At 63.2% G+C, this 15,160-nt stretch carries 15 protein-coding genes; 4 read left to right on the top strand and 11 right to left on the bottom strand.

Annotation, left to right across the window (positions count from 1 at the left end; all coding sequences use genetic code 11):
* Positions 1-203: 203 nt before the first annotated feature.
* From cynS to rpmH, 8 genes are all read right to left on the bottom strand, one after another.
* Positions 204-692 carry a cyanase gene (gene cynS / locus B9A15_RS12535; protein WP_084410418.1) on the bottom strand — a complete coding sequence of 163 codons (489 nt, stop codon included), beginning with the start codon at positions 690-692 and terminating at the stop codon, positions 204-206.
* Positions 693-823: 131 nt separating this feature from the next.
* Positions 824-1,627: a tRNA pseudouridine(38-40) synthase TruA gene (truA, locus tag B9A15_RS12530; RefSeq protein WP_084410417.1), complete on the bottom strand. Its 804-nt coding sequence runs from the start codon at positions 1,625-1,627 to the stop codon at positions 824-826.
* Positions 1,627-2,598 (bottom strand): methionyl-tRNA formyltransferase, encoded by a 972-nt coding sequence (fmt, locus tag B9A15_RS12525; RefSeq protein WP_084410416.1) that lies wholly within the window; start codon positions 2,596-2,598, stop codon positions 1,627-1,629. Before fmt ends, truA begins: the two co-directional genes overlap by 1 nt.
* 87 nt (positions 2,599-2,685) lie before the next feature.
* A complete protein-coding gene (yihA, locus tag B9A15_RS12520; protein ID WP_084410415.1) occupies positions 2,686-3,357 on the bottom strand; it encodes a ribosome biogenesis GTP-binding protein YihA/YsxC in 672 nt (223 codons plus the stop codon).
* Positions 3,354-3,992, bottom strand: a complete 639-nt coding sequence (locus B9A15_RS12515) for a CatB-related O-acetyltransferase (protein WP_084410414.1) — start codon at positions 3,990-3,992, stop codon at positions 3,354-3,356. Before B9A15_RS12515 ends, yihA begins: the two co-directional genes overlap by 4 nt.
* A gap of 383 nt (positions 3,993-4,375) precedes the next feature.
* Positions 4,376-6,199 (bottom strand): membrane protein insertase YidC, encoded by a 1,824-nt coding sequence (yidC, locus tag B9A15_RS12510; protein WP_084410413.1) that lies wholly within the window; start codon positions 6,197-6,199, stop codon positions 4,376-4,378.
* Between the two features lie 19 nt (positions 6,200-6,218).
* Positions 6,219-6,605, bottom strand: coding sequence for a ribonuclease P protein component (rnpA, locus tag B9A15_RS12505; RefSeq protein WP_084410412.1), 387 nt, complete (start codon positions 6,603-6,605; stop codon positions 6,219-6,221).
* A gap of 59 nt (positions 6,606-6,664) precedes the next feature.
* Entirely contained in the window at positions 6,665-6,799 is a 135-nt protein-coding gene (rpmH, locus tag B9A15_RS12500; RefSeq protein ID WP_084410411.1) for a 50S ribosomal protein L34, read from the bottom strand.
* Between the two features lie 331 nt (positions 6,800-7,130).
* Here rpmH and B9A15_RS12495 point away from each other — a divergent pair, with 331 nt between their 5' ends.
* From B9A15_RS12495 to B9A15_RS12485, 3 genes are all read left to right on the top strand, one after another.
* Positions 7,131-7,898, top strand: coding sequence for a TVP38/TMEM64 family protein (locus B9A15_RS12495; RefSeq protein WP_084410410.1), 768 nt, complete (start codon positions 7,131-7,133; stop codon positions 7,896-7,898).
* A 5-nt stretch (positions 7,899-7,903) separates the two neighbouring features.
* On the top strand, positions 7,904-9,322 hold the full coding sequence (locus B9A15_RS12490; protein ID WP_084410409.1) for a dihydrolipoyl dehydrogenase family protein: 1,419 nt from the start codon (positions 7,904-7,906) through the stop codon (positions 9,320-9,322).
* Positions 9,323-9,527: 205 nt separating this feature from the next.
* Positions 9,528-11,060 carry a sensor histidine kinase gene (locus B9A15_RS12485; protein WP_084410408.1) on the top strand — a complete coding sequence of 511 codons (1,533 nt, stop codon included), beginning with the start codon at positions 9,528-9,530 and terminating at the stop codon, positions 11,058-11,060.
* Positions 11,061-11,177: 117 nt separating this feature from the next.
* Here the strand turns inward: B9A15_RS12485 and B9A15_RS12480 are convergent, their stop codons facing one another.
* The gene (locus B9A15_RS12480; RefSeq protein ID WP_084410407.1) at positions 11,178-11,642 is read right to left on the bottom strand and encodes a hypothetical protein; all 465 of its coding nucleotides are present in this window, start codon (positions 11,640-11,642) and stop codon (positions 11,178-11,180) included.
* A 359-nt stretch (positions 11,643-12,001) separates the two neighbouring features.
* Here B9A15_RS12480 and B9A15_RS12475 point away from each other — a divergent pair, with 359 nt between their 5' ends.
* On the top strand, positions 12,002-12,424 hold the full coding sequence (locus tag B9A15_RS12475) for an organic hydroperoxide resistance protein (RefSeq protein WP_084410406.1): 423 nt from the start codon (positions 12,002-12,004) through the stop codon (positions 12,422-12,424).
* A gap of 156 nt (positions 12,425-12,580) precedes the next feature.
* Here the strand turns inward: B9A15_RS12475 and B9A15_RS12470 are convergent, their stop codons facing one another.
* Both B9A15_RS12470 and B9A15_RS12465 read right to left on the bottom strand, forming a co-directional pair.
* On the bottom strand, positions 12,581-14,695 hold the full coding sequence (locus tag B9A15_RS12470) for a 3-hydroxyacyl-CoA dehydrogenase NAD-binding domain-containing protein (protein ID WP_084410405.1): 2,115 nt from the start codon (positions 14,693-14,695) through the stop codon (positions 12,581-12,583).
* 4 nt (positions 14,696-14,699) lie between these two features.
* The gene (locus tag B9A15_RS12465) at positions 14,700-15,155 is read right to left on the bottom strand and encodes a hypothetical protein (protein ID WP_084410404.1); all 456 of its coding nucleotides are present in this window, start codon (positions 15,153-15,155) and stop codon (positions 14,700-14,702) included.
* Between the last annotated feature and the right edge of the window lie 5 nt (positions 15,156-15,160).

The raw sequence follows: 15,160 nt of genomic DNA, 5'->3' as shown, positions 1-15,160 counted from the left end.
GAAGGGATCGAGCCATGCCACGATCTACCCGTGGGCGATCAGGGTCCCGTCGGTCTCCTTCCCGCACTCACTCTACACTATCCCAAACACACAGGGTCCCCGGCCCTAACGGGCCGAGGATGACGACCGGTCTCAATGTTTCGATTCATTGTCAGCCGTTTCCGGCTGACGCAGTCGGACGGACGGTCTCACCGAGGCGGGGTTCAGACCTGCCGGGCGCCGGAGGCCTGCGCGCCGTCCTTCGGCTCGTGATATTTATAGGGCAGGAACTTGCCGCTCATGGTGATCTTGACGCGGTCGCCGGCCGGATCCGGCTCGCGCTCCATCTTCACCACATAGTCGATGGCCGACATGATGCCGTCGCCGAACTCCTCGTGCAGCGTCTCCTTCATGGCCGGCCCGAAGATCAGCATCGCCTCGTAGAAGCGATAGAGCGTCGGGTCTTGGGGCGGCATGATCGTCTCGCGTCCGCGCATGGGGATTTCGGTCAGCATCTTCTCTTCCGACTTGGTAAGGCCGAAGAGCTCGGCGGCCTTGGCCGCCTGGGGGCAGGGAAGCGGCATATCGCCGAGGAGCGCCGTGGTGATGAAGATCTGGTTGTAGCCGCCGATCGCCTCGGCGATCGCCTTCCAGCTGAGATCCTTCTCGCGTTTGACGTCGAGGATCTTCTCGGTGAGTTCGGAACGGATCATGGCAGCTTTGTCCTCCAGCCTGTGAGTGTCGGAGAGACGAGTTGCAACGAGCGTGCCAGCTGCAAATGGGGCTATTGCGGGTCGATCCGGGCCGAGATCGCCCTCAACGAGGCAGACTGCCGAAGAGTTGGTCAGTCGATGTCGGTTGGCGCCGAGGCGGCGTCGTAAGGCGGCAAGGTGCGCTTGGGCTCGCCCGTATAGTCGACGGCCGTCAGATAGAGCCCGTCCGGTGGCGCGACGGGGCCGCAGGCGGTGCGATCGCGCGCGTCGAGTGCGTCTCTGACGTCGGCGCTTGTCCAGCGCTGCTCGCCGACGAGCTTCAGCGTGCCGGCGAAGGAGCGAATCTGGTTGTGCAGGAAGGATTGGGCCATGGCGACGATATGGACCTCGTCGCCGGGCCCCTTCGTCACGTCGAGTTTCTCCAGGGTCCGAATCGGGTTCTTGGCCTGGCAATGGGTCGAGCGGAAGGTGTTGAAATCATGGGTGCCCACGAGCACCTGCGCGGCCTCGTGCATCGCCTCGATATCGAGATCGCGCGATACCCACCAGACCTGACCATTCAGGATCGCGGCGGGCGCCCGGCGGTTGAAGATGCGATAGAGATACCAGCGGCGGCGCGCCGAAAAGCGAGCATCGAAATCCGCGCCGACCCCTTCGGCCTCGACGATCGCCACGCGCTCATCGCGCATATGGGCGTTGAGCGCGTCGCGCACGGTCTCGCCGCCATAGTCTTTCGGCAGGTCGATATGGGCGACCTGGCCGGTGGCATGCACACCGGCATCGGTGCGGCCCGCGCCGAACAGGGTCGGCCGCTCGCCGCAGAGCTTGTGGGCTGCGGTCTCGATGACCTCCTGCACGGACAGCCCGTTCTTCTGGCGCTGCCAGCCCACATAAGGCCGCCCGTCATATTCGACGGTGAGCTTGTAGCGGGGCATCAGGCGTCGTCCGACATCATGCCCAGCGCAGCGCCTGGCGCAACAGGCGTGCCGCGCAACAGATCGCCCGCCGTCATCGGCTTTCCGCCTGCGCGCTGCAGTTCCAGAAGGCGCACGGCGCCCGAGGCACAGGCGATCAGGAGACGATCGTCGAGGACCGTTCCAGGCGCCCCGTCGCCCGCTTCGGCGACAGCCCGCAAGAGCTTCACCCGCTCGCGCTTGTCACCGAGCGGCATTTCGGTCCAGGCGCCGGGAAAGGGCGAAAAGGCGTTGATCCGATGGGCGACCTCTTCGCCCGGTCTCGAAAAGTCGATGGCGGCTTCCGCCTTGTCGATCTTGCGGGCATAGGTCGCCTCGCGCCCGGTTCGCGCGCCAAGGCTTTCCTGATCCTCGAAGGTCAGCTGTCCCGCCCCCAGTCTGTCGAGCGCTTCGACCATCAGATCGGCCGAGATCGCCGCCAGCCGGTCATGGAGTTCGCCTGCCGTCTCGCTCGCCCCGATCTCGGTCTCGGCGGTGAGAGAGACAGGGCCGGTGTCGAGGCCGGTCTCCATCTTCATCACCATCATGCCTGTTGCCGGGTCGCCAGCCTCGATGGCGCGCTGAATGGGGGCGGCGCCCCGCCAGCGCGGCAGAAGCGAGCCATGACCGTTGAGGCAGCCATGGCGGGGCATATCGAGGACACTTTTCGGCAGAAGCAGCCCGTAAGCGACGACGACGGCCACGTCGAGATCGAGAGCGGCAAAGGCGTCCCTGTCCGCCTCGTCCTTGAAGTTCAGCGGCGTGCGGACTTCGAGGCCGAGTTCTTCGGCGGCCGCATGGACGGGAGAGGGCGTCAGCGTCAGGCCGCGACGGCCCGCCTTGCGCGGCGGCTGGGAATAGACGGCGGCGATGCGGTGGCCGGCGTCATAGAGCGCGCGAAGGGTCGGCACGGCAAAGGCAGGCGTGCCCATGAAAGCGAGATTGAGAGCCATGGGTGGGTGTTAGCGCCTGGCGATGGGCGAGGCAATGTGGCCTGCGAGCAGATGCGAGCCGGCACCGCTTGGGCGCCGAGCCAGGCCTTACTCGGCCAGATTGGCGAGGGTCATCTGCAGCTCTTCGATCCCGGCGCGCTTTTCCGAGGAGGTCGCGATGATGCCGGGAAAGGCGGCCGGGCGCTTTTTGATCGCCTCGGCGGTCGCCGCAATCAGCTTCGGCACGCCATAGGCCTTGATCTTGTCGGTCTTGGTCAGAACGATCTGATAGGAGACGGCCGCCTTGTCGAGAAGGCCCAGGACTTCCTCGTCATTCGCCTTGATGCCGTGGCGCGCGTCGATCAGCACGAAGACGCGCTTGAGGCTCGCCCGGCCGCGCAGATAGTCGAAGACGAGTTCGGTCCAGGCGTCGACCTTCTCCTTCGGCGCCTTGGCATAGCCATAGCCCGGCATGTCGACGAGGGCGAGCGGCGGGATGTCGGACAGATCTTTTCCGAAGCCGTCGGGCACGAAATAGTTCAGCTCCTGGGTCCGACCGGGCGTGTTGGAGGTGCGCGCCAGGCCCTTCTGGCCGAGAAGAGCGTTGATCAGCGAAGACTTGCCCACATTGGAGCGGCCGGCAAAGGCGACTTCCGGCGGCCCCTCCAAAGGGAGGAACTTCATCGCCGGCACGCCGCGCACGAAGATCCAGGGCTTGCGAAAGAGCCGGACGCCTCCGGTCTCGGGTGCCCCGTCGGATTTTATGTCGGTGTCGCTCATGCGGCGTTCTCCAGGGCGTCGATGTCCGACCCGCGAATGGCATTCAGATTGCGGCCGATCTTCTCGGCTGGCCAGTCCCACCAGGCGATCGCCAGCAACCGGTCCACGGTCGCCTCGTCGAAACGCCGACGGATCGGCTTTGCGGGATTGCCGCCGACGATCTCGTAGGGGCGAACGGGTGCCGTGACAACCGCGTGGGCGGCGACGATCGCGCCATCGCCGATCGAAACGCCTGGCATGATCACGGCCTTCTCGCCGATCCAGACATCGTTTCCGACGATCGTATCGCCCTTCAGCCCGGACAGGATGGTGTTCACGTCAAAACCCTTCTCCCAGCCTTCGCCAAAGATATTGAAGGGAAAGGTCGAAAAGCCGGTCATGGCATGGTTGGCGCCGTTCATGACGAACTGAATGCCGTGGGCGAGGGCGCAGAAGCGACCGATGACGAGCCTGTCCTCGATGAAGGGATAGAGATGGCCGACGCAGCGCTCCACGAAATGCTCGGGGCCGCTTGGGTCGTCATAATAGGTGTATTCGCCGATCTCGATCTGCGGGTGATCGACAAGGGGTTTCAAGAAACCGACGCGCGGATGGGCGGCGATCGGGTGCGGGGCGAGCGGGCTGGGGCCTTGCATGAGGGGCGTCCTGGCGAGGTGAGGGGACGGGCGGGTTCGATGGACCGGGCGCGACCGAAGACGCTCTCGTCGCCTTGGAACCTTCGAGCGGTCCTGCGGCTAAGACGAGCAAAACGATCGGTGCTTTCGGTGTCAGTTGTTCATCGGACCTGAGGTCTCTTCCCTGGTTCGCTCTTGCGGCAGGTTTCATTGGCTTGCCGGGCCGCCAATGCCTTGCTTGGCAAGCGAGCAAGGCGAGGATGCGCAGCTGTCCCTACGCCATTTGGCACTTGGATGAAAGGGCTCAGCAAAACGGTGATGCTTTGCGAGGCTCGTCCTCGAACTCAAAGAAAAATGGCGGACCGTTTCCGGCCCGCCATCGAAGCATATCAGTTTGAACGACCTCAGGACGAGGCCTTCGGTTTTCGTTTGAACGTATCTTTCAAATTGTCGAACAGTTCGATCTTGGCGCCGTTGCGCTTCATGATTACGCTCTGCTGGATGATCGACAGGGTGTTGTTCCATGTCCAGTAGATCACGAGACCCGCCGGGAAGGCGGCCAGCATGAAGGTGAAGACGATCGGCATCCAGGTGAAGATCATCGCCTGGGTCGGGTCCGGCGGCGTCGGATTCAGCTTCATCTGGATGAACATCGTGATGCCCATCAGGATCGGCCACACGCCGACCATCAGAATATGCGGCAGCTCCAGCGGGATCAGCCCGAAGAGATTGAAGATCGAGGTCGGGTCCGGCGCTGCCAGATCCTGGATCCAGCCGAAGAAGGGCGCGTGACGCATTTCGATCGTCACATAGAGCACCTTATAGAGAGCGAAAAAGACCGGAATCTGCACCAGGACGGGCCAGCAACCGGCGGCCGGATTGATCTTCTCCTCCTTATAGAGGCGCATCATCTCCTGCTGCTGCTTGGTCCGATCGTCCTTATATTTCTCGCGCATCTCCATGATCTTCGGCTGCACGGTCTTCATACGCGCCATCGACTTGTAGCTCTTATTGGCGAGCGGGAAGAAAAGCAGCTTCAGGAAGACCGTGACGACGAGGATGGCGACGCCGAAATTGCCGACCAGCCGATAGATGTAGTCCAGCGCATGGAACATCGGCCGGGTGATGAAATAGAACCAGCCCCAGTCGATCAGCTGACCGAACTGACGGATGTTCAGCGTATCCTCATAGGAGTCGATGACATCGACGACCTTGGCGCCGGCAAAGGTGCGCGACGTCGTCGTGGCCTCGGCGCCCGGCGCGATCTGGATCGCGTCGGCGAGATATTCGGTCTGATAATGTGGGCGCTGGCCTTCTCGATAGAGGAATTGGGAATCGAAGGGGCGATTGCCCTCCGGCACCAGCGTCGTCGCCCAATATTTGTCGGTGATACCGAGCCAGCCGCCGGTCGCCTTGGGCTGGGTGATCTTCTTGTCGTCCTCGATCGCCGAATATTTGGTCTCTTCCAGGCCGGCCTCGCCGAAGACGCCGAGCAGGCCTTCGAAGAGGACATAGGCCGAGGCAACTTCCGGCTTGGAATAGCGCGCGATCCGCCCATAGGGCTGAATGCTCACGGCCGCATCGCCGGAATTGTGGACGCGGTCCTCGAAGGTGAACATGAACTTGTCGTCGACCGAGATCGTGCGCTGGATTTCCAGGCCGTTCGCGGTCGTGGCCGTCAGGGTCACCGGTGAATTGGGGGTCAGCTCCGCGCCTGCGGGCGCCTGCCACTGCGTCGCGGCGCCCGCGATCTGGCCGCTGCCCGGCGCGATGAAGCCATATTCGGCGAAATAGCCGTTGGGCATCGCCTCGGGCGAAAGGAGAACGATGGTCGGCGAGGAATCGTCGACGGTCTCGTGATAGTGCTTGAGGCGCAGATCGTCGAGGCGAGCGCCGGTCAGGTTGATCGAGCCGGACAGTTCCGGCGTGTCGATCGGAACGCGATTCGACTGGGCGAGAACGGCAGCGCGATCGCCGGCGGCAGGAAGCTGCGGGCTCGAGACGACGCTTTCGCGTCCCGATGGCGCGGTCAGGCTGTCCTGCTGAGTGCCGGCCGGGGTCTGGGGCGTCTGCAGCGAGCCGTCATTGGCCGGCGTCTGGCTCTCGGCGATCTCCGCCTGCCGCTGGCGCTCGGCTTCCATCCGCGGGCTGACCACGAGGAATTGCCAGCCGATGAGCACGGCGATCGACAAGGCCATCGCGATCAGGAAGTTGCGGTTGTTCTCCATCCTTCAGGACCTCGATGGATTAAGCGCCGCTCTGGCGCCGCCGTCCCTGACCATCGCCACTCTGGGCGGCGAGGCGCGAGAAGCGCCGGGACAATTCGTTGACGAGTTCGCCGAAGGGCAGGTCCGCGACGTCGGCTCGCGCGACGACGACGTAGTCGACCCCCTTCGCCATGGCCTCTGCCGCTCCGACCCGCACCGCTTCGCGCAGCCTTCGGCGGATTCGGTTGCGCAGAACCGCCTTGCCGACCTTCTTCGTCACGGTCAGACCCAATCGCGGCGGCGCATCGTCGCCCCGCTCGCGAGTCTCGACAAAGAAATAAGGGCCGTTCAGACGACGGCCCCGACGTGCGGCGAGGAATTCGGAGCGCTTGGTCATCCGCTCGACCGACATGTCGGCCTCCGTCATGCCGAGCGCTGCAATCCCGCCCGCGGGAAAGCGGACGGGGCGCGCGAGGATCGCTTAGGTCAGGCCGACAGGCGCTTGCGGCCGCGCGAGCGGCGAGCCGCGATCACCTTGCGACCACCCTTGGTCGCCATGCGCGCGCGAAAACCATGGCGGCGCTTACGAACGAGCCTGGATGGCTGATAGGTACGCTTCATCGTGTCTCTCCCACGCCCTGTAACGCGTGGACCCTTCGTCTCGAATGATCTCTTGAACTTCTCGGCGGCGGCGAGGGCAGGGCAAATGCCACCGCCGCGCAGGACACCGTCCGCTCGTCGCCGGGCTTATAAGGGCGAAAGGCGGTCAAAGTCAACGAATGCATGACAGGCAAGATCGCAAGCTTCGTGAAGGATGGCCGTAAGGCCTGTCGGACGGGACGCGCTCGCGGCAAGGTGACCGCTTGTGACAGGTTTGTGCGGTTGCCTTTCACGGGGCTTAGCCGAGAAACAGGGCGGAGCGGTCTTAGGCGAGGCGAAAGGATAGCTTCCAGTGCCGGAATTTGAAGACGAGGGCCCCAAAGGGCGACCATCTTGGCAGCGCTTCTGGCCCTTGGCGGTCGTTCTCCTGGCGCTCGCCGGCGCTTATGCCGCCGGGCTCGACCAATATCTTTCTTTGGAGGTCTTTCTCAACAGCCGGGAGGCGTTGCGGGCCGAGGTGGAGGCCCATCTCGCCCTCTCGATCGCGGTCTATATCCTCCTCTATGCGGTTCTCGTCGCGATCGCTTTCCCGGCGGCCTCGATCATCACGGTCGCGGCCGGCTTCGTTTTTGGCTGGCTCATCGGCGGGGCGCTGACGGTGATCGGCGCGACGATCGGGGCGGCGGTGATCTTTCTGGCCGCCCGCCATGCCTTTGGAGACTTTCTGCGCCGCAGGGCCGGCGGGGCGGTCAGCCGCTTTGCCGAAGGCTTTCGCAACGACGCCTTTTCCTACCTCCTCGTCATGCGCTTGACGCCAATTCTGCCCTTCTTCGCCGTCAATATCGCCCCGGCCTTTGTGGATATCTCGCTGCGCACCTATGTGCTCGCGACCTTTCTCGGCATCATTCCGGGCTCATTCGTCTATGCCTTTCTCGGCAGCGGAATCGATCAGGCGGTCGCCAATGTGGCCCATGACGGGCCCGTGACGATCGGCGATCTGGTGACCACGGAGATGACGGTCGCCTTGTTCGGCCTGTGCGCTCTCTCGGTGCTCGGCCTTCTTCTGAAGAAGACGTTCCTCAAAGGCCGCAGCCCGGCCCTCAGCGACAAGGGGCTTTGACCGCCATGGTGCTCGAACCCGATATCTGCGTCATCGGCGCCGGCTCCGGCGGGCTGACGGTGGCCGCCGCCGCCGCCGCCTTTGGTGTCCCGGTCGTCTTGATCGAGCGGGGCCGAATGGGGGGCGACTGCCTCAATTACGGCTGTGTGCCGTCCAAAGCGCTGATCGCGGCCGGAAAACGGGCGGAAGCCTTTCGCACCGCCATCCGCTTCGGCATCACCTCCGCCGAACCCGACATCGATTTCGCCGCCGTCAACGCCCATGTGCGCGGCGTCATCGAGACGATCGCGCCCAATGATTCGGTCGAGCGCTTCGAGGGCCTCGGCGTCAAGGTCGTTCAGGCCGATGCCCGCTTCGTCGACGCGCGCACCGTTGAAGCCGGCGGCGAGGCGATCCGAGCGCGACGCTTCGTGATCGCGGCGGGCTCGTCTCCGCTGGTGCCGGCGATCGAGGGGCTCGATCAGGTGCCGTTCCTGACCAACGAGACGTTGTTCGAACTGACAGAGGCGCCGAAACATCTCGTCGTCGTGGGCGGCGGGCCGATCGGGCTTGAAATGGCCGCCGCCCATCGCCGCCTCGGCTCCGAGGTCACCGTGCTTGCCGCGGGCGAAGCCCTTGCGCGAGACGACCGGGAGCTTGCTGACGTCGTTCTGAAGCGGCTTCGGGCGGAAGGCGTGCGGATCGAGACGGGTGCCCGGGTCGTGAGGGTCGGGGGTGAGGCCGGAGCCCTGAAGGTCCATGCCGAGCGAGGCAAGGAGACGCTTCTCGTTGAGGGCAGCCATCTGCTTATCGCCGTGGGCCGCAAGCCGAATGTGGACGGTCTCGGCTTGGAAGCGGCCAGCATCGACCATGACAAGGCGAGCATCAAGGTCGGGCGCGATCTTCGAACGAGCAATCGCCGAGCCTATGCGATCGGCGACATTGCCGGCGGGCCGCAATTCACCCATGTGGCAAATTATCACGCTGGGCTCGTCATCAGGGCGATCCTCTTCCGCCTGCCGGTGCGCACGCGTCACGAGACCATGCCGCGCGTGACCTATACCGATCCCGAACTCGGACAGGTCGGTCGCACCGAGGCGGAGGCGCGCGAGGCCGGGCTCGACGTCTCGGCGATCACCTGGCCCTATGCGGAGAACGATCGCGCCCAGGCCGAGCGGGCAACCGAAGGGCTCGTCAAGCTCGTCGTCGGTCGGCGCGGCAAGCTGATCGGGGCCGGGGTCGTCGGGGCGGGCGCCGGCGAGATCACCAATCTCTTGTCTCTCGCCGTCGCCAAGGGCATGTCGCTGTCCGATCTGCAAGGCTTCGTCTCCCCCTATCCGACCCTGTCGGAAATTGGCAAACGGGCGGCGACCGCCTACTATTCGCCCTATGCGAAGAAGCCGCTCGTTCGGCGAGCCATTGGCTTTTTGCGCCGTTTCGGCTGACGGGGCGAGGTTGTGTCACGGGTCGGTCGTTGAGGCATCCAAGACGCGGAAAGGGGCCGCGGCGGGTGGTTCGGACTTGGCGATTGGCGGCATGGAGATGTGCCGAGCGCTCGAAAAGCGGCGATGCGCTCTGTATCTAAGATGCGGCAGGCCGGCGGTTTGAGGCGAGGGGCGCCTTTCGATCGCCGGAAACGGGGACAAGACGATGCGGGGGACGCAATCAGCGACGGCCGAAACGGGCGAGCGCGAGGCCGAGGGGGCGCATCGCTCCCTGTCCGCGCGTCTCCTCGTCTTCACCATGCTCGCCGTCATGCTGGCCGAGGTGCTGATCTTCGTCCCCTCTATCGCCCGGTTCCGGCATGAATGGCTGGTGGACAAACTGGAGACCGCGGCGGTCGCGGGCCTTGCCTCAGCCGATCCTGACGATCCCGCGACCCTCAGCCCGGCCGAGGGCATTTTGTCGAGCGATCAGCAGGCCGATCTTCTCGAGGCGCTGGATGCAAGGCTGATCGCCGTCAGCGGCCGGGGCTCGACGCGGCTGATCGCCCGCGATCCGTCGCTTTCGGCAATCGACGAGACGCTCGTCGTGGACGAGGAAGGGCCGATCGACATGATCGGCCGCGCTTTCGCCGAGCTCTTCACCGGCGGTGAGCAGACCCTGCGGGTGCTTGGCCCCGTCGGCGACGGACGCTTCCGCATGGAGGTGGTGCTCGAAGACGGGAAGCTTAGGCGCGACATGCTCGTCTATTCGCGCAACATCTTCTTCCTGTCCTTGGTCGTGGCGGCGATCGCCGGTCTGTGCCTTTGGGCTTTCCTGCGCGCCATCCTCATCCGCCCCATCCAGCGCCTGACGACGGCGATGCTACGTTTTGGAGAGCGCCCCTCCGATCCGAACCGGATCATCAAGCCCTCATTCCGCGATGACGAAATCGGGATCGCGGAGCGCGAGCTCGCCGCCATGCAGACGCGGTTGGCCGAGACCTTGCGCGAGCAGCGGCATCTCGCCGATCTCGGCCTCGCCGTATCCAAGATCAATCACGATCTCCGAAACATCCTGGCCTCCGCCCAGATGATCTCCGACCGTCTGTCGACGCTCCCGGACCCACGGGTTCAGCGCATCGCGCCGATGCTTTTAAAAAGCCTCGACCGCGCGCTGCATTATACCCAGTCGGTGCTCGCCTATGGCCGCGCGGTCGAAGCAAAGCCCAATCGGTGGCAGGTCGACCTCCATCAGATCGTCTGTGACGTGCGCGATCTGCTCTCGCTCGGCAATGAGGAGGCCGAGATCGAATTCGTCAATGCCGTGCCTCAGGGTTTCGAACTCTCGGTCGATCCCGAACAGATCCATCGGCTCCTGACCAATCTCTGCCGAAACGCCGTCCAGGCGCTTCAGTCCGACGAGATGGAGGGTATCGGGATCGTGCGCCGTCTGACGATCGGCGTCGAGCCATCCATGAAGGATAGGGCTTCAGGCGAGGTTCTGATCTTTGTGGAGGACACGGGGCCGGGGCTGCCGACCAAGGCGCGGGAAAACCTCTTCCAGGCCTTCCGTGGCTCGGCCCGGTCCGGCGGAACGGGGCTCGGCCTTGCGATCGCGGCTGAGATCGTCGAAGCCCATGGCGGACGGATCGACCTTGCCAATCTCGATGCGCCCGGTGCGCGCTTCGAGATCACCCTTCCGACCTCGATCGGTGAGCGCGAGGAGGGCGAAAAGCGCACGGAAAACGAGGGACGGTAGAGCCGCGCTCGCCTGTGGCCGGTTATCCAACGACAACGAGCGGCCTTTGAGCCGCTCGCATTGAACAATCTGACGGAGATGAAGGCGAGGGCTCAAGGGGCCGCTCGCCGGTCACGCTCAGCGGCGCGCGATGCCCTGACGGCCATTGATGGCCATTGGCGCGAGCTGCTGGGCCATCTGCTCGAGTTGGGCCTGCTTCACGCCGGTCTGCTCGGCCATCTCGCGCGTCATAAACACCGAACGGCCCGACTTGATCGCATCGCCTTGTGGTCCGACCAGAGACCAAGTCCAGGAACCATCGGGCAGTTTGTCGGTGCGGACGCGGATCGCTTGGGTCTGCGGGGTCATCAATACTCTCCCGAATTGGACGATACTTAAGAACGCGGAGACCAACCGAAAGGTTTCCGCCCGATAGCCGGCCAAGACCATCTTGGCTGAAATCACCGCCGCTTGCGACGGGTAAATGACCGCCGAAAGCCGCGACAGAGGGTGCGCCGACGAGGCTTGTCCTCCTAAACCCTTATGCAAATGTCGGTTTTCGGCGTCTCGGACCGTTAACCGTATTTTCATGATTTCAGTCATGAGACTGACATTCGATGAGGGCCTATGGGGAGCAATATTTACAAAAATCCGCTGGGACAAGACGTCTCCCGGAGGGGTGAAGTATATAAATCGATTAGTCTAATCGATTTTATTTCGGCGCGGCGGCGATCCGCCTCGGACCGTTCGTCCTTGGGGTTTCTCAAGAGGCTTTGCGGAGAAGAGTCGGCGCTTGGGGTCTTGGCAGCTTCGTTGAAGAGGCTCGAGCGAGCCGTCTCGTCAGCGCCGATTCGACCTGGGAATGCCTTGCGAAATCCGGTCCTGCGTTATCTTCTAACGATATGGTTCGCGCGTGAGCTAATTGGCGCGACCGTGATCGCTCGTATGATCAGGAGACGATGATGGACATTCTTTACACAGCAAGCGCCACGGCTAAGGGCGGACGGGCGGGGCATGTGCGCTCGTCGGATGGGGTTCTCGATCTCGCGCTGGCTTATCCAAAGGAGCTCGGCGGTCCGGGTGGCGATGCGACCAATCCGGAGCAACTTTTTGCAGCCGGTTACTCGGCCTGTTTCGAGAATGCCCTGATGCGGGTTGCTCGCGAGAAGAAGTCGCCTTTGAAGGAGTCGACCGTCACCGCCCATGTGGGAATCGGGCGCGAGGAGGATGGGTTTTTCCGCCTGAGCGTGACCCTGGAGGTCAGCGCACCAGGTCGCGAACGGGCTGAGATCGAGGAGTTCACGCGTATCGCCCATGAAGAGGTCTGCCCCTATTCCCGCGCGATCCGTGGGAATATCGACGTGACGGTGAAGGTCGTCGAATGAAAGAGGCGGGAATGCCTTCTTCAATGTGCGCAAACAAAACACCCGGCGTCTCTCGACGCCGGGTGTTTTTATTCGAAGCGAAGGGGCCTGGAGGTCGCGTCCCACCACCTGGCTACGAAAGGGATGGGTCGCGAGATCATTCGCCTCTTCAGAGGGTCAGGCGGCCTTCTGCTCGGCCGTCTTCAGCTGCTCCCAGCCGGCATCGGGCGTAAAGCGCGGACCGTGCTTGTCCTTCAGCTTTTCGAGCTTGGCGACGATCTCGTCGATGCCGCGTGTCCTCGCATAGTGGATCGGTCCGCCTCGGAAGGGCGCAAAGCCCGTGCCGAAGATCATGGCGCCATCGGCCATGTCCTCATCTTCGATGACGCCTTCGCGCAGACAAGCGACGACGGCGTTCAGCATGGGAAGAATCAGTCGATCGAGGAGATCGGGATCGTCCTTGGTGTCGTCCTTGAGCGCATCGACCGGCTTCTTCTTTGGCTTGCCGTCTGGCCCGAATTCATAGAGGCCCCCGCCAGTCTTGCGACCGAGCTTGCCCTCCTCGACCATCTTTGGCAGCCATTCGGGCGTGCGCGGGAAGGGCTGGTCCAGTCGCTCGGCGAGCGAGGTCGCCACATCGAGGGCGATGTCCAGACCGACCTGATCGGACAGTTCGACCGGGCCCATCGGCATGCCGAATTCCTCGGCGCGGTGATCGATGCGCTCCTTCGGAATACCTTCGTCGACCATCAGAATCGCTTCGGACATATATGGAACGAGGGCGCGGTTGACGAGGAAGCCGGGCGCGGACTTGACCGGCGTCGGCAGGCGCGAGAGCTCCACCGCGAAATCGGTCGCCCGCTGCGCCGTCTCCGGCGCCACACGGTCGTGTGAGACGATCTCGATCAGTTGCATGCGCGAGACCGGGTTGAAGAAGTGGAGCCCGACAAAGCGCGAGGGATCGGAGAGACCCTCGGCGAGATCGTTCAGGGGCAGCGCCGAGGTGTTGGTGGCGAGGATCGCCCCGTCCTTCAGCTTGGGCTCGATATCGGCGTAGATCTTGCGCTTCAGGTCGAGCTTCTCCGGCACCGCCTCGATGACGATGTCGGCGTGGGACGCGCCGAGACCGTCCACATCGGGGATCAGCCGGTCGAGCGCATCGCGGACCTTGATCGAATCCTTCAGCGTTGCCTGCAGCATCTTCGATGCCGCCTTGATTGCTCGGCCCATGGGCTTTAGCGCCACATCGGCGAGGGTGACGCGGAAGCCCTGCTTGGCGGCCCAGGCGGCGATCTCGCCGCCCATGGCGCCGGCACCGATCACATGGACATGGGACACGCCCGACTTGCCGCTGCGCAGGCCGCGCATCTTCTCACGCAGGAAGAAGACCCGGACGAGATTGCGCGAGGTGTCTGTCTCGATGAGCTTGGCAAAGCTCTCCATCTCGGCCTTCTGCATAGACGACCGGGAGCCGCCATGCTCCTCCCACAGGTCGATCAGGGCATAAGGCGCTGGATATTGCGCCTTGGGCGCCTTCTCCTTGGTCTTCTTGCGCATCTGCCGGGCCGCGAAGCTGCGCGCGGGCTTTAGCGAGAAGGCCTTGGTCTTCAGGTCCGGCTCACGGCCGATATCGCCATAGAGCGCCGCCTCGACGGCAGCGCGCACATGGCGCTCCTCGCAGACGGCATCGACCAGGCCGATCGATTTGGCCCGGCGGGCGGAGATCGACTTGCCGGTCAGCATCAGGGTCATGGCTTCGATCGGATCGGCCTTCATCGTCGAGCGATAGGTGCCGCCGAGGCCCGGATGCAGGCCCAGCATCACTTCGGGAAAGCCGAGTGAGGCCCCGGCCACCGCGATGCGCCGGTCGCATGCGAGCGCGAGCTCGAGGCCGCCGCCGAGACAATGGCCGTGCAGGACGGCGATCGTCTTGGCCTGGACCTGCTCCAGCCGATCGAGGATCAGATGGGCTTCCTTGATCATTCCGGTGATGTCGCCGGTGGTCGCGCCCACGAACTGGCGGATGTCGGCGCCGGCTGCAAAGCCCGCCGGCTTCGCCGATCGGATGACGACGGCCGAGGGCTTCTTGTCGATGATGTGGTCGACATGGTGGCCCAGCTCTTCGAGCACGCCGCGATCGATCGTGTTCACCGACTTGCCGGGGCAATCGAGGATCAGCCAATAGATGTAGTCGTCGTCGATCTCGGCTCGCCAATTGCCGGTCTGTTCGGCAAAGCGCGCCGGCCCGAGTTCGAGCGCGCGACCGGAAAGTGCGGAAAGCATTCTGCCCATAGTCTTATCCTTGCGTTCTGACGCCGGCGGTCTTCTCGTCGCTAATTCTTGTGATTTTCAATATAAATGCCAAGACAGCAAATCCGTACACCATTAAATTGAAGAATGATAATAATATCGAAAAGAAGTTCGCATCCGAACTCAGTGATTTTTCTATGGCATTGCGAAAAAGTGCAGAGATGCCATGCGTTGCCACAAAAAATACTAAAAAATACAGGTATACATCTCTATCGATGCTCCTGAGCGCTGAGGCGAAAAGCTTGCGGACAAAAAGGAATATACCAAGAATTACAATAAAAAATTGTAATAAACCTGGAATAGCCTCAATTGAAGTTAGTTGACTAGCTGCGTTCTTGATGTTCTCCGAATTGATAGCGAGGCGATAAAGATCATTCGCGATTGGAGCCACGAAGGCTCCAATCAATGCTGCTACAATGGCGATGAAAAATTGGGTCTTCACCGCTC

This window comes from Fulvimarina manganoxydans, from assembly GCF_900176465.1.
In the GTDB taxonomy this organism is placed as follows: domain Bacteria; phylum Pseudomonadota; class Alphaproteobacteria; order Rhizobiales; family Rhizobiaceae; genus Fulvimarina; species Fulvimarina manganoxydans.
This window is presented reverse-complemented; position numbering and strand designations above follow the sequence as displayed.

What these genes read in the sequence shown, in the direction of transcription:
- cynS (WP_084410418.1), bottom strand. Translation starts at nt 692, where the DNA reads ATGATCCGTTCCGAACTCACCGAGAAGATCCTCGACGTCAAACGCGAG.
- truA (WP_084410417.1), bottom strand. Translation starts at nt 1,627, where the DNA reads ATGCCCCGCTACAAGCTCACCGTCGAATATGACGGGCGGCCTTATGTG.
- fmt (WP_084410416.1), bottom strand. Translation starts at nt 2,598, where the DNA reads ATGGCTCTCAATCTCGCTTTCATGGGCACGCCTGCCTTTGCCGTGCCG.
- yihA (WP_084410415.1), bottom strand. Translation starts at nt 3,357, where the DNA reads ATGAGCGACACCGACATAAAATCCGACGGGGCACCCGAGACCGGAGGC.
- B9A15_RS12515 (WP_084410414.1), bottom strand. Translation starts at nt 3,992, where the DNA reads ATGCAAGGCCCCAGCCCGCTCGCCCCGCACCCGATCGCCGCCCATCCG.
- yidC (WP_084410413.1), bottom strand. Translation starts at nt 6,199, where the DNA reads ATGGAGAACAACCGCAACTTCCTGATCGCGATGGCCTTGTCGATCGCC.
- rnpA (WP_084410412.1), bottom strand. Translation starts at nt 6,605, where the DNA reads ATGACGGAGGCCGACATGTCGGTCGAGCGGATGACCAAGCGCTCCGAA.
- rpmH (WP_084410411.1), bottom strand. Translation starts at nt 6,799, where the DNA reads ATGAAGCGTACCTATCAGCCATCCAGGCTCGTTCGTAAGCGCCGCCAT.
- B9A15_RS12490 (WP_084410409.1), top strand. Translation starts at nt 7,904, where the DNA reads ATGGTGCTCGAACCCGATATCTGCGTCATCGGCGCCGGCTCCGGCGGG.
- B9A15_RS12485 (WP_084410408.1), top strand. Translation starts at nt 9,528, where the DNA reads ATGCGGGGGACGCAATCAGCGACGGCCGAAACGGGCGAGCGCGAGGCC.
- B9A15_RS12480 (WP_084410407.1), bottom strand. Translation starts at nt 11,642, where the DNA reads ATGACTGAAATCATGAAAATACGGTTAACGGTCCGAGACGCCGAAAAC.
- B9A15_RS12475 (WP_084410406.1), top strand. Translation starts at nt 12,002, where the DNA reads ATGGACATTCTTTACACAGCAAGCGCCACGGCTAAGGGCGGACGGGCG.
- B9A15_RS12470 (WP_084410405.1), bottom strand. Translation starts at nt 14,695, where the DNA reads ATGGGCAGAATGCTTTCCGCACTTTCCGGTCGCGCGCTCGAACTCGGG.